This window comes from Micromonospora sp. CPCC 205558, from assembly GCF_036902955.1.
Classification (GTDB): Bacteria; Actinomycetota; Actinomycetes; order Mycobacteriales; family Micromonosporaceae; genus Micromonospora.
In genome coordinates this window covers 172,379-185,693 of record NZ_JBAKHR010000016.1, presented here as the reverse complement: position 1 = coordinate 185,693, position 13,315 = coordinate 172,379, and the positions used below count along the sequence as shown (strand labels likewise).

The window sequence follows — 13,315 nt, the reverse complement described above, 5'->3', positions numbered from 1 at the left end:
CCCCCGCGCGCCCCCGCGCCCCGCCCCCCGCGCCCCGCCCCCCGCGCCCCGCCCCCCGCCCCCCGCCCCCGCGATCTTGCAGTTTCTGTTGCCGATTCGCGAGGGATGCCCCTTGTGTCACCGCAGAAAGTGCAAGATCGCGGGGGACGGGCGGGGCGGGGCGGGGCGGCGGGGCGGGGCGGGGCGGGGCGGGGCGGGGGGGGCGGGGCGGGGCGGGGTTAGGGGGTTGCTCTGAGGGTTTCGTCGCCGGCCAGGCGGCCCGTTTCGCGGTCGCGGGTCAGGACGCCGGCGTCGAGCAGGGTGGTGAGGGCGCGGTTGGCGTCGGCGGCACGGTAGACGGTCGCGGTGAGGGTGTGCCGGCGTAGCTCGGTGACCTGCTGTGGCCCGCCCGCCCGCAGCTCGGCCAGCAACTCGTGGGCCAGCGGTTCGAGGTCGGGGTCGTTAACCACGTCGACAGTCGTGCCGGTCGGGTCGAGTGGGCCGCGGAAGCGTACGTCGAACTGCGCGCCGACCGCCCAGAGCGCGTCGCGCACCGCCTCCAGACTCCGGTCGGAGCGGCTGCCGAAGGCGATCACACCGGCAGCGTCGCCGCCGGGCAGCACCGGTGCCACCTCGGCGACCAGCGGGAAGCCTGCGGAGACGAGCGCGTCTCGGGCGCTCTCGCGGGTGTGCAGCAGCAGCTCGCCGGTCCGGCCGTTGGTCGCGGCGGTGAGCAGCTTCGGCGTCACCGCACCGGGCAGACCCACGAAGGAGAACAGCGGCGCGCCGGCCGCCCCGGCCGCCTTCACCGCTACCGGCAGCCGGTACGGGTCTCCGGGCAGCAGGTGCACGGTGACCTCGGCGGGCAGCTCCGCCTCGATCGGGCCGAGCCGGGCCGGCAGGTCGGCGGCGGCGTTGTCAGCCAACACCAGCATCGTCACCTGCCGGCCGCGTACCTGGTCGCGGTGTGCGGCGACCAGGCGCAGCGCGGCCTCCGCGCTGCCCGCGTCGACACCCGCGAGGGCGATGGTGGCCCGCCGGGAGCGGTGCAGGGCCGCGGGCAGCCAGGTCGTCAACTGGCGGACCAGCAGCTCGCGGAGGAAATCGGTGGTCCGGTCGGTCGGCATCGGTCCGTTCTACCGTACGGGCGGTCAGGCCGGGACGGAGATCCCCACCCCGCCCCGGGTCTGCCCGCCGTAGCGCTGCCGCTCGGCGTCCAGGTCGAGGCGACCGATCTGCTTGCGGGCGGCCAGCGCGGCGTCGTCGAGCAGGTCGGCCGGGATCAGCCAGACCACCTCGAACTCCAGTCCGTCGGGGTCCTTGCCGTAGAGGCTCTTGGTGGTGCCGTGGTCGGAGGTGCCGACCAGCGCGCCGGCCGCGACCAGCCGCTCGGCGGTGGCGGCCAGCTCGTCGAGCGTGTCCACCTCCCAGGCGAGGTGGTAGAGGCCGACGGTGGACCGACCGGCGGTGGACCGACCGGCGCCCGCGCCGATCTCGAAGAGGCCGAGGTCGTGGTCGTTGGTGGAGTCGGGGGCCTGGAGGAAGGTGGCGCCCCGGAAGCCGTCCGGGGTCATCGCCACCGGGCGGAAGCCCAGCACGTCGCGGTAGAACGCGACGCTGCGGGCGAGGTCACTGACGTAGAGGACCGCGTGGTTGAGCCGGTGGATACCCATGACCCGAGGCTAGCGCGGTTTGGTTGAACATTCAACCATCGGGGGTATGATGGCGGCCATGACCCGCTGGTTGGACCCCGACGAGCAACGCACCTGGCGCGCGTACCTCACCGCCTCCCGGGTGCTGATGGACACTCTCGACCGCGAGCTGCAACGCGACTCGGGCATGCCGCACGCCTACTACGAGATCCTGGTCCAGCTCTCCGAGGCCCCCGGTCGCCAACTGCGGATGAGCCAGCTGGCCCAGGCGGCGGGGTCGTCCCGCAGCCGGCTCTCGCACGCCGTGGCCCGGCTGGAGGCCGCCGGCTGGGTGCGCCGCGAGGACTGCCCCACCGACCGGCGCGGGCAGATCGCGCTGCTCACCGACGAGGGTTTCGCGACCCTCGCGGCCGCCGCACCCGGCCATGTCGAGGGGGTACGCCGACACCTGTTCGACGCGTTGAGCCCCGCCCAGGTCGACCAGCTGCGTCGGATCAGCGAGACCCTGGCCGACCACCTGACCGGATCCTGACCAATCGACACCGGCGCGGGTCTTGTACTTACCGTCGTCAAATGAGCACGATGGGGCGTGTCTTCCGGCTTCGGTGAACTGACTGATCAGGCGCACCACCTCGTGTCCTCCGGCGATCTGGCCGGCGCACAGCAGCTGCTGTCCGACGCGCTCACCGACGCCGACCCCCGCCCGGCCAACGCCACCCCCGAGTTGGCCGAGGCGGCCAGCCTCCAGGCGCGGGTGCTGATCGCCCTCGGTGAGCCGCACTCGGCCCGAGGATGGGCCGCCTTCGCGTACGCGGCCACCACCCGCCTGCACGGCCGCGCCGACCCGCGCACGGTGGCCGCCGCCGCGACCCTGGCCGCAGTGCTGCACCGGGTCGGCAGCCACTCCCGGGCGGCGCGGCTCTACCAGGAAGTCATCATCGAGCTGACCGCGCAGGACGGCCCGGAGTCGCTGCGGGTGCTCGCCGCGCACGCCGACCTGGCCACCGTGGAGTACGCGCGCGGCCAGTGCACGGTAGCCCGCGACCGCCTCCAGGACGCCTGGGAACTGCACCGCGAGGTGTACGGCGACGGGCACCCCAGCGGCATCAAGATGCTGGCGCGGCTCGGGGCGATGCAACGTGACTGCGGGCAGTTCGCCGAGGCACACGACAATTTGGCGCTCGCCCGTGAGTTGTGCCGGCAGCACCTGCCCGCCGACGACCCCCTGGCCACCCAGGTGGCGGCCCTGGCCCGAGCGGCGGCGAATCCCGATCACGCCTGCGCCGACAACCCACCCACGGCCCGGGACACGCCGGTCGTGCCGGCTGCCCGCGTCCCACCGCACGGCGACGGGCCGGCCGAATCCGGTCACCATCCGCCGGCAGCCACTACCCACCAGGCCGGGGCGGTTCCGAACCCCCGGCTGCCCTCCGACGAAACGGTCGGGTCGGCGGGCGGCAGATGGCCGACCGAACCGGTGGGCGAACTCTCGCCCCACCCCACCGACCCTCCGGTGCCTCCATCGGTGGTGGGGCTGGCCGGCGGCACGGAGGAACAGCCCGGGGTGTACCGGCTGCACCGTCCCGCCGCCCCCACCGATCCGTACCAGTCGCCCGACCCATACGCACCGCCCGACTCGTACCCGCCGTCCGAGCCGGGGCCGTACCCGCCGTCCGAGTCCTACGCACCGTCTGGGCCTGGGCCGTACCAGCCGTCCGAGCCGTACGCGCCTGTCGAGCCGTACACGCCGTCGCGGCTGCTGCCGGTGCCCGTGCACCGCGCACCGCCGGAGCAGCGCAACCGGCTGGTGCCGGTGTTGGTGGCCGGTGTGGTCGTCGTGCTCCTCGGCGCGGCGGCGGTGATCGCCGGGGTGGCCCGGGTCGACGGCGACGACGAGCCGACCCCGCCGCCGGTCAGCGCCTCCCCCACCGCCGGCGCGCCGGCCAGCACCGCGCCCGCCCCGGGCGGATCGGCACCCGCGTCGGCTGCCGCCGCGGCGCCGCCCGGCACCCCACCGAGCGCGGTGACCCTGCGCGACAACCGGGACAGCATCGCGCTGAACTGGACCTACCCGGCCGGCAGCGAGGGCCCGGTGGTCATCGCGGGCGGTCGCACCGGCCAGGCCCACAACATCTTCGCGACGCTGCCGGCCGGCACCACCAGCTTCGTCATCTACGCGCTCAGCCGCACCAACGACTTCTGCTTCACCGTCGCCGTCGCCTGGTCCACCGACACCGTGGCCCGGTCCAAGCAGGTCTGCACCCGCCGCCGCTGACCCGCCAGCCGCCTCCACCAGCCGCGCCCTGTTGCATCCGCGGGTGCAGAGCAAAGGGTCATCGGTGGGCGGGCGGGGGCAGGGCGCCGTCACTGACCGTCAACCCGCTCTCCTGGGCCGGCAACGCCGGCAGCAGCAGGCACACCCGTAGCCCTCGCTGCTCCGGCACGTCGGTCAGGGTGATCGTGCCGCCCGCGCGTCGGACCAACTCCCGGACGATGGCCAGCCCCAGGCCGGCGCCCCCATCGTCGCGGGCCCGTCCGTCATCCAGCCGGGTGAACCGATCGAAGACCCGCTCCCGGTCCGCCACCGGGACCCCCGGGCCGTCGTCGGTCACCGTCACCAGGTGGTACGCCCCGACGCCAGGCCCGACCGTCGCGCCCACCCCCGCCGTCGCCCCCGCCGTCGGTGTCGCCTCGGCCGCGAGCACGACACTGCCGTACGCGTGCCGTACCGCGTTGTCGACCAGGTTGGCCAGCACGCGACGCAACTCCTCGACGGTGCCGATCGTCCAGAGTGGGCCCGCGGGCAGCGTCACCCGCACCGGCGGCGACGGGTAGCGGGCAGCGACGTCGGTCAGCAACGCGCCCAACTCCACCGGGCCGGTCCCCCGGGTCGGCGGGGTCTCATCCAGGCGGGCCAGCAGCAGAAGATCGTCGACCAGGCGGCTCAACCGCTCGGTGTCGGCGAGCAGGTTGGTGGTCACCGCCGTCCAGTCTGTCCGGTCGGCGAGGCGCTGGGCCACCTCCAGCTCCGTCCGGATGTTGGTCAACGGGCTGCGCAGCTCGTGTGCGGCGTCGGAGACGAAGGCCCGCTGCCGGACGCGGGCGGATTCCAGCCGGTCCAGCATGCCGTTGAGGGTGACCGCCAGACGGTGGATCTCGTCGGCCGACGCCGGCACCGGCAGCCGGCCGGTTCCGGCCCTCCCGGTGATCTCCTCGGCGCCTCGACGTAACGCCTCGACCGGCCGCAGGGTCGCGCCCACCACCCGCCACGCCACCCCGGCCAGGACGACCACCAGCAGCGGGAACGCCACCAGCAGGATGGTCCGGACCACATGGATGCTGTGCCGCACATCGGCCATCGAACGGGCGACCAGCACGGTGAGCGGGTCGGCGGCGGTGCCGGCGGGTACGGCGACAACGCGGACCGGGCCGACGAGCCCGACCCGTTCGGCCGGCACCTCCAACCGCTGCCGGCTATCCCGGTCCAGCCGCTCCGGGCGGACCATCGGCACCAGACGGTCGGCGTCGATCGAGGCCGCCCTGATCCGCCCCTGCCCGTCGACGACCTGCACGCGGACCTGCCCGCCGGCCACCGGCAGGGGGTCGGGCAGCGCGTCCTCGGCGGCGAGGAGGGCAACCGCGTCAGCGGTGCGGAACGCCTCGGTGTCGACCGTGCGCTGGAGCACGAAGCCGAGCGCGCCGAGCAGCACCACCCCGCCCAGGGCCAATCCGATGGTGAGGCCCAACACGCCGATCGCCATGAGCCGCCCGCGCAGTCCGAGGACCGGCAGCCGGCCGGGCCAGGCCCGACGGGCAGGTGCCGGGCCGTCCGCCGTCACGTCGCCAACCGGTAGCCGGCGCCCCGGACCGTCTCCAGCCGGTCCCGGCCGAGCTTGCGGCGCAGGTAGCCGACGTACACCTCGACGGCGTTCGGTGCGGTCTCCAGGCTCGCGTCCCAGACGTGGTCCAACAACTCGATCTTGGAAATCACCTGGCCGGGCCGGCGCATCAGGTAGTCCAGCAGCGCGAACTCCCGCGCGGTCAGCGCCACCTCGGCGTCCGCCCGGGTCACCCGTCGGCGGGCCGGGTCCAGCCGCAGGTCACCGACCGCCAGCACGGTCGGGCGCTCCGGTGCGCCCCGACGCAGCAGTGCCCGCAGCCGGGCCAGCAGCACCACGTACGAGAAGGGTTTGGTCAGGTAGTCGTCGGCGCCGCAGTCGAGGCCGTCGGCCTGGTCGTACTCACCGTCCTTGGCGGAGAGCATGAGCACCGGCAACCAGTGCTGCTCCGCGCGCAGCCGCCGAACCAGCTCGTACCCGGAGAGGCCCGGCAGCATCACGTCGAGGATCATGGCGTCGTACCCGCCGTGCCGCGCCGCGTCCAGGCCGGCCGGGCCGGTCCCCGCCACGTCCACCGCGAAACCCTCCGCCTGGAGGCCGCGTTGCAGGGCAGCCGCCAACCGGGCTTCATCCTCCACCACCAGCACGCGCACAGCTCAAGGGTGCCACCCGGGTCAATCAGCACGGTTCGGTGTCCTCAGCACGTTCACAGCACCGAGGGGGCAGGATGGCCGCAGGAGGTGCCACCATGTCCGTCCTGAGAAGCCGTCCCGTCCTGCGCTGGCTGGTCCCGGCCACCGCGGCCGTCGCCGTCATCGGCGGCGGCGCGGCGATCGGCACGTTCGCCGCCGAGGCCGAGCCGAGCCTGCCGCCCCGTACCGCCGCTCAGCTCCTGGTCGACCTGCAGACATCCCGGCTGGAGGGGTTGTCCGGGACCGTCGTGCAGCGCGCCGACCTCGGCCTGCCGCCGCTCGTCGGGCTGCTCCCCGGCAACGAGCTGACCACCCTGTTGACCGGTACGCACACCCTGCGGGTCTGGTACTCCGGGCCGGACCAGCAGCGGGTCGCGCTGCTGGACACCCTCGGTGAGCAGGACATCATCCGCAACGGGCGGGACCTGTGGACCTGGCAGAGCCGCACCAACGCCGCCACCCACCGCACCCTGGGCGGCGACGCCGGGGCCGGAAAGTCCGCTGGCGAACCGGCGGCGAACCTGCCGGCCACCCCGCAGCAGGCCGCCGACCTGGCGTTGGGCGCGATCGACCCGAGCACCGAGGTCAGCGTCGGCCGCTCGGCCACCGTCGCCGGTCAGGACTCGTACGAGCTGGTGCTGCAGCCACGCGACCAGGACTCACTGGTGCACCAGCTGCGGATCGCCATCGACGCCAAGCAGCACGTGCCGCTGCGTTTCGAGGTGCTCGCGAAGGGCAGTGACCAGCCGGCGTTCGAGGTGGCGTTCACCCAGGTCGACTACCGTCGCCCCGACGCCGACCAGTTCACCTTCAACCCTCCGCCCGGTGTGACGGTCTCGGAGGAGACGGCCGAGCGGCCGACGGGCAAGCCCGGCCGACCCGGCCACGCCGAATCGGGGGCGGACCCGCAGGTCCGCGCGGTGGGCGACGGCTGGAGCACGGTGCTGGTCGCCCGCCTGGACGGGGCCGTCGGCGGCAAGCCCGCCGCCCCGAAGCCGGCCGCTCCCCCGGCCGGCGCCGCACCGGACGTGGACCTGTCGAAACTGCTCGGCGGGCTGCCCGCCGTCAGTGGTGACTGGGGCAGCGGGCGGCTCTTCAGCGCCAAGCTGTTCAGTGTGCTGCTCACCGACGACGGCCGGGTGCTCGCCGGAGCGGTGACGCCGGAGCGGCTCTACCAGGCCGCGCGCGGCTGATCTCCGCGGTGTTCGCGCCGGGTCGACCTGACGGTCGGCCCGGCGCTTCGCTGTGGTCGTGGCCCGGGTCAGGAGACGCCGAAGGCGCTGAGGTACGCGTCGGCGAGGACCGCGTGGCCGGGCAGGTGCGGGTGGACCCGGTCGTCGGCCCAGCGCTTCGCCGGGCTGACCGCCAGCACCCGGTCGAACGCCGCCTGGTTGGGCACGTGCACCGCGTCGAACTCGGCGGCGAGCCCGGCCACGACCGCCGCGTACCGGTCGGTGTCGGCGCGTTGCGGGTCGCCGCGGTCGGCCTCGATGAAGAACGGGTCGCCGAGGATCAGTCGGCAGCCGGTGGCGGTGACCGCCCGACGCAGCAGGTCGCGCAGGGTGCGCTCGTACTCGTCGATGCCGACGGCCTCATCCGGCCGGTCACCGTAGCGCCGCCAGATGTCGTTGATGCCGATCAGCACCGCGAGCCAGTCGGGCCGTGCGGCGATGGCGTCGTCATCCCAGCGGGCGGCGAGGTCCCGCACCGTGTCGCCGCTCACACCCCGATTGACCCACGACAACTCCAACTCGGGGTGCCGGGCGTCGACCAGGGCGCGCACCAGGCTCACATATCCGCTGCCGTAGGGCGCGGCGACGTCGCGTCGACCACAATCGGTGATGCTGTCCCCGATGAAGACCACCCGTTGGCCGGTCCGCAGGATCATCCGCCGTCACCTCGCGATCACCGGCGCGCCAGAACGCCCGGCTTGGTGAGAACCGGCGGAACGCGCTATCTTCAACAGTTCCAAGGGCACAAAAAAGAACGGCTAAAAGCCGTTCCTGCAAAGGATTCTAATCTTTAGGGAGACGGCTTGTCAAGGCACTCCGGCGGTTCCGGCGAATTGCCGCTCGACGACGAGATCGGTCGCGAGCAGGAGTACGTCTCGATGCTCTACAACCGGCTGGACGAGCTGCGTGAGCAGGCAGCCCACCGGCTCACCGCCGAACTGCACAACACCGGCGGCACACTCCAGGACCGCTCACAGCGCGACAGCTCGGTAGCGATGTACGCCGATCAGGTCGAACAGTTCTCCGCCGTGGAGAACGGGCTCTGCTTCGGCCGTCTCGACGGCGACGACGACTCCCGCCGCTACATCGGCCGGATCGGCATCTTCGACACCACCGGCGACTACGACCCGCTGCTGATGGACTGGCGGGCCCCCGCCGCCCGCCCGTTCTACCTCGCCACCGCCGCCAACCCGCAGAACGTACGCCGTCGCCGGCACCTGCGTACCCGGCAGCGCAAGGTGACCGGGCTCAACGACGAGGTGCTCGACATCGACACCGCCTCCCCCGGCGCCCACGAGGAGCTGACCGGTGAGGCGTCGCTGCTCGCCGCGCTCAACGCGGGCCGCACCGGCCGGATGCGCGACATCGTCGAGACCATCCAGGCTGAGCAGGACGAGGTCATCCGCGCGGAACTCCCCGGCGTGATGGTGGTCCAGGGCGGCCCCGGCACCGGCAAGACGGCTGTCGCGTTGCACCGTGCGGCGTACCTGCTCTACACGCACCGCCGCGAACTCTCCAGCCGGGGCGTGCTGCTGGTCGGCCCGAACGCGACCTTCCTGCGGTACATCTCCCAGGTGCTGCCGACGCTGGCCGAGACCGGTGTGCTGCTGCGTACCCAGGGTGATCTCTTTCCCGGGGTCAGCGCGCAACGGACCGAGCCGGCCGAGACCGCGGCGCTCAAGGGCCGGGCGGTGCTGGCCGAGGTGTTGGCGCTGGCCGTACGGGACCGGCAGTGGGTGCCGGACGAGCCGCTGGAGATCGAGGTCGAACGGGAGACGCTGACCCTCGACCCGGAGACCGTGCGCGTTGCCCGGGACCGGGTCCGTCGCGCCGACCGACCGCACAACCTGGCCCGGGCGCTGTTCGACGTGGAGATCGTGCACGCGCTCGCCGAGCAGGTGGCCGAACGAATCGGCGCCGACCCGCTCGGCGGGGACAACCTCCTCGACGAGGCGGACCGGGCCGAGATCCGGCGGGAGTTGCGCGAGGAGCCGGAGATCCGCGCCGCCCTCGACCAGCTGTGGCCGGTGCTCACGCCGCAGCGGCTGCTCGCCGACCTCTACGCCGACCCGGATCGGATAGCGGCCGCCGCGCCGATGCTCAGCGAGGACGAGCGGGCGCTGCTGCGGCGCGAGCGCGGTGGCTGGACGCCGGCCGACGTCCCGCTGCTGGACGAGGCCGCCGAGCTGCTCGGCGAGGACGAACGTGCCGCCGCCGCCCGGCGGGACCGCATCCGGATGATGGAACGGGAGTACGCCGAGGGCGTGCTGGAGATCGCCCGGGGTTCCCGCTCGATCGACGTCGAGGACGAGGCTGAGGGTGGTGAGATCCTCGGCGTCACCGACCTGATCGACGCGGATCGGCTGCTGGAACGGCAGGAGGAGGCCGACCGGCTGACCACCGCGCAGCGGGCCGCCGCCGACCGCACCTGGGCGTTCGGGCACGTGATCGTGGACGAGGCGCAGGAGTTGTCGCCGATGGCCTGGCGGCTGCTGATGCGCCGCTGCCCGAGCCGGTCGATGACGATCGTCGGGGATGTCGCACAGACCGGGGCGCTCAGCGGCACGCCGTCCTGGGCGGAGGCCCTCGCGCCGTATGTCGAGCAGCGGTGGCGGCTCACCGAGCTGACTGTCAGCTACCGCACCCCCGCCGAGATCATGGCGGTCGCCGCCGAGGTACTGGCCGAGATCGACCCGGCGCTGCGGCCACCGCGCTCGGTGCGGGAGAGCGGCGTACCCCCGTGGGACCGGACGGTGCCCGACGGGCGGTTGGCGGCGGAGCTGGTCGCCGAGGCCAGCCGGGAGGCGGCCGGGCTGACCGAGGGCCGGCTCGGCGTGCTCGTGCCGGCCGGTCGGGTGGGTGAGTTGGGCGCTGCGGTGACCGCCGCCCTGCCGGAGGCGGCCGTCGGCGAGCATCCGGAGTTGGAGAGCCGGGTGGTGGTGCTGACCGTCGCACAGGCCAAGGGGTTGGAGTTCGACTCGGTGCTCGTGGTCGACCCGGACCGGATGGTGGCCGAGTCGCCGCGCGGGCGCAGCGACCTGTACGTGGCCCTGACCCGCGCCACCCAACGCCTGGGCATCCTGCGCCCGGCGAGCTGACCCGGGCCCGGACCCACTTGTCGATCATGCGGTTGGCGTGGACTGTGCTCTCCGACAGCCACGCCAACCGCATGATCACGCGGGAACGGACGACCAGGGTCAGTCGTTGGGCGATCGTTCTCTGATGGACTTGGCCGGGCCGGTCGCCGATGTGGACTGGTCGCTGGTGCCACCGCCCATCGGGGTGCTGAGGCCGCCGGTGGTGGCGTCGCCGGTGGTGGTCGGTGCGACCTTGCCGCGGTGGCGCTCCGGCTGTCGGGCCACCCGGCGTACGCTCGCCGGCCCGGCGGTGCCACCGGTGGTGGTCACCGCGCCCTGCCCGCCGACGGGGCCACCGTCGCGCAACACCTGTGGGTCGATCCGCTCGTTCGCCGGATCGAGCGGGTCGTCGCGCTGGATCTGGCTCTCCACATCGGTGCGGGGCACCGTCACCTCGTCGAGGGCGCCCTTGCCGTACACGCCGCCGGCGATCCGATCCTCGGCCTCGCGGGCGGCGTCCTGCCGCATGTCGTCCTCACGCACGTCCATCACCTCGCAGAAGCTGTGGAACTGACTGCGTGCCCGGCCACCGGCCGACCAAACCCGCCATGACCGGGAGGTCGTCCGCAGCGGTTCACCGTCGCGCCGCCAGCTGGCCGCCTGCCCGCAGCCCGCGATGTCCATGCTGTCCGGCGACCGGTGGGAGATGCCCGCCGGCAGGAGGGGATGACAGCGTGCGCACAGTACGCCGTACCGCCCTCGCGGCCCTGGTTGCCGCGACGGTGACGACGGGGCTCGCGGTGCCCGCCCAGGCGAAACCGCGACCGGACCGGACATTCGACGTGCAGGCCCACCGGGGTGGCCTCGGGCTGCGGGTGGAGAACACCCTCGCCTCCTTCGGCAACGCCCTCCAGCTCGGGGTGACCACCCTCGAACTGGACGTGCAGATCACCGAGGACGGCCAGGCCGTCGTCACCCACGACCGGAAGGTCACCGGCACCAAGTGCGTCGACACCTCCCCGGTGACGCCCGGTGACCCGGAGTTCCCGTACGTCGGGAAGTACATCAACACGCTGAGCCTGGCCCAGGTCCGCTCGCTCGACTGTGGCTCGAAGACACTGGCGGACAAGCCCGGCCAGCTCGCCGTCCCGGGTGCCCGGATGCCGTTGCTGCGTGAGGTGTTCGCGCTGGTCAACCACTACCGGGCGAAGGACGTGAAGCTCAACGTCGAGACCAAGGTCGAGGCGGGAGCCCCGACCGAGACCGCCCCCCGCGAGCAGTTCGTCCGGGTCACCGCGGCCGAGATCCGCGCCGCCGGGCTGCTCAAGCAGGTCACCATCCAGAGCTTCGACTGGGGCGCGTTGATGCGCATGCGTCAGGTCGAGCCGAAGCTGCCGCTGGTGGCCCTGACCAACTACGACTTCCTGCAGACCGGCCAGCCGGGCGCCTCGCCGTGGCTGGGCGGGCTGGACATCGACGACTTCGGTGGCGACCCGATCAAGGCGGTCCGCAGCTTCGGCGCCAGCGCCTTCTCGCCGGTGCACGGCATGCCGCAGAACGGCACGGTCACCGACCCGGGCTACCAGCCGTATGTCACGAAGGAGATGGTCGCCCAGGCGCACCGGTACGGGATCAAGGTGATCCCGTGGACCGTCGACGACGTGCCGACCATGGCCAAGCTGATCGACGACGGGGTGGACGGCATGATCACCGACTACCCGGACCGGCTGCGTGGCCTGCTGGCGCAGCGCGGTTACCAGCTGCCGAAGGCGTACACCGCGCCGTTCGACATCCAGGCGCACCGGGGCGGGCGGGCCACCCGGCCGGAGAACACGCTGCCGGCGTTCTCGAACGCGCTGTCCAACCGGGCCATCTCCACGCTGGAGTTGGACACCGGGGTGACCGCCGACGGCAAGCTCGTGGTGCTGCACGACCGCACCGTCAACGGGTCGCACTGCGTCGACACCGCCCCGGTGCGCCCGGGTGACCGGAAGTTCCCGTACGTGGGCAAGCCGGTGCACGAGTTGACCCTGGCGCAGCTCAAGACCGTCGACTGCGGCACGAAGACACTGCCCGAGCTGCCCGCCCAGGTGCCCGCACCCGGTGCCCGGATCCCCACCCTGGACGAGGTCTTCGCCCTGGTGAAGGCAAGCGGCCGCACCGACATCGGCATGAACATCGAGACGAAGATCAGCCCGGTGGTGAACGACACCGAGCCGTACCGCAGCTTCACCCGCAAGCTCGTCGACGCGATCCAGCGGGCCGGTTTCACCAGCCGGGCCACCATCCAGTCGTTCGACTGGCGCACCATCACCTACGCCCGGCAGCTCGACCGGCGGATCGGCACGGTTGGGCTGGTCTGGCAGTACGGTCCGGCCGAGTGCGCGACCCTCGCCGACGAGTGCTCACTGGAGGCGGTTTACGGCAACCCCTCGGTGAAGAGCCCGTGGACCGGTGGACTGGACTGGTGGAAGTACCGCGACCTCGGCAAGCTGACCCGGGCCGCGGGCGCTGGCACGGTCTCCGCCAACTGGCAGGTGCACGACCCGTTGCAGGGCACTGTCGCCTCGGCCGACTGGTACCTGCGGGAGAACCCGGCATACTTCCACGGACCGGACGTTCGCACCCTGCAGACGCGGGACAACCTGAAGGTGATTCCGTACACCGTCGATGACGCGGCGGTGATGCAACGGGTCATTGACCTCGGCGTCGACGGCGTCATCACCGACGACCCGGACCTTCTGGTGCGCGTGGCGATCCGCAACGGCCTGCGCTGACCCGCCGAACCACCCGATCGCCGGCTGGATTTTTCCGGCCGGCGATCGGTGTTACCTGCTCCGGGGC

At 72.9% G+C, this 13,315-nt stretch carries 11 protein-coding genes; 5 read left to right on the top strand and 6 right to left on the bottom strand.

All coding sequences use genetic code 11. From position 1 onward, the window contains the following. Positions 1-218: 218 nt before the first annotated feature. Complete coding sequence (locus V6U86_RS19770; protein WP_334505314.1) at positions 219-1,106, bottom strand: hypothetical protein; 888 nt, start codon at positions 1,104-1,106, stop codon at positions 219-221. 24 nt (positions 1,107-1,130) lie between these two features. After that, positions 1,131-1,652 (bottom strand): VOC family protein, encoded by a 522-nt coding sequence (locus V6U86_RS19765; protein WP_334505313.1) that lies wholly within the window; start codon positions 1,650-1,652, stop codon positions 1,131-1,133. Positions 1,653-1,701: 49 nt separating this feature from the next. On the opposite strand from V6U86_RS19765, the gene V6U86_RS19760 reads away from it, so the two are divergent. Together V6U86_RS19760 and V6U86_RS19755 are read left to right on the top strand one after the other, a co-directional pair. Next, a complete protein-coding gene (locus V6U86_RS19760; RefSeq protein ID WP_334505329.1) occupies positions 1,702-2,163 on the top strand; it encodes a MarR family winged helix-turn-helix transcriptional regulator in 462 nt (153 codons plus the stop codon). 57 nt (positions 2,164-2,220) lie between these two features. Next, entirely contained in the window at positions 2,221-3,906 is a 1,686-nt protein-coding gene (locus V6U86_RS19755) for a tetratricopeptide repeat protein (protein ID WP_334505312.1), read from the top strand. Positions 3,907-3,964: 58 nt separating this feature from the next. On the opposite strand, the gene V6U86_RS19750 is transcribed toward V6U86_RS19755, so the two are convergent. Together V6U86_RS19750 and V6U86_RS19745 are read right to left on the bottom strand one after the other, a co-directional pair. Continuing rightward, a complete protein-coding gene (locus tag V6U86_RS19750) occupies positions 3,965-5,392 on the bottom strand; it encodes an ATP-binding protein (protein ID WP_334505328.1) in 1,428 nt (475 codons plus the stop codon). 74 nt (positions 5,393-5,466) lie between these two features. Continuing rightward, positions 5,467-6,123, bottom strand: coding sequence for a response regulator transcription factor (locus V6U86_RS19745; protein ID WP_030488551.1), 657 nt, complete (start codon positions 6,121-6,123; stop codon positions 5,467-5,469). Between the two features lie 95 nt (positions 6,124-6,218). Between V6U86_RS19745 and V6U86_RS19740 the strand changes: the two genes are divergently transcribed. After that, positions 6,219-7,355, top strand: coding sequence for a LolA family protein (locus tag V6U86_RS19740; protein WP_334505311.1), 1,137 nt, complete (start codon positions 6,219-6,221; stop codon positions 7,353-7,355). A gap of 68 nt (positions 7,356-7,423) precedes the next feature. Here the strand turns inward: V6U86_RS19740 and V6U86_RS19735 are convergent, their stop codons facing one another. Next, positions 7,424-8,050: an SGNH/GDSL hydrolase family protein gene (locus V6U86_RS19735; RefSeq protein ID WP_334505310.1), complete on the bottom strand. Its 627-nt coding sequence runs from the start codon at positions 8,048-8,050 to the stop codon at positions 7,424-7,426. A 147-nt stretch (positions 8,051-8,197) separates the two neighbouring features. Between V6U86_RS19735 and V6U86_RS19730 the strand changes: the two genes are divergently transcribed. After that, positions 8,198-10,492 (top strand): HelD family protein, encoded by a 2,295-nt coding sequence (locus V6U86_RS19730; protein WP_334505309.1) that lies wholly within the window; start codon positions 8,198-8,200, stop codon positions 10,490-10,492. A 99-nt stretch (positions 10,493-10,591) separates the two neighbouring features. On the opposite strand, the gene V6U86_RS19725 is transcribed toward V6U86_RS19730, so the two are convergent. Further along, positions 10,592-11,014 carry a hypothetical protein gene (locus tag V6U86_RS19725; protein WP_334505308.1) on the bottom strand — a complete coding sequence of 141 codons (423 nt, stop codon included), beginning with the start codon at positions 11,012-11,014 and terminating at the stop codon, positions 10,592-10,594. 191 nt (positions 11,015-11,205) lie between these two features. Here V6U86_RS19725 and V6U86_RS19720 point away from each other — a divergent pair, with 191 nt between their 5' ends. Next, positions 11,206-13,248, top strand: coding sequence for a glycerophosphodiester phosphodiesterase family protein (locus V6U86_RS19720; protein WP_334505307.1), 2,043 nt, complete (start codon positions 11,206-11,208; stop codon positions 13,246-13,248). Positions 13,249-13,315: the final 67 nt, after the last annotated feature.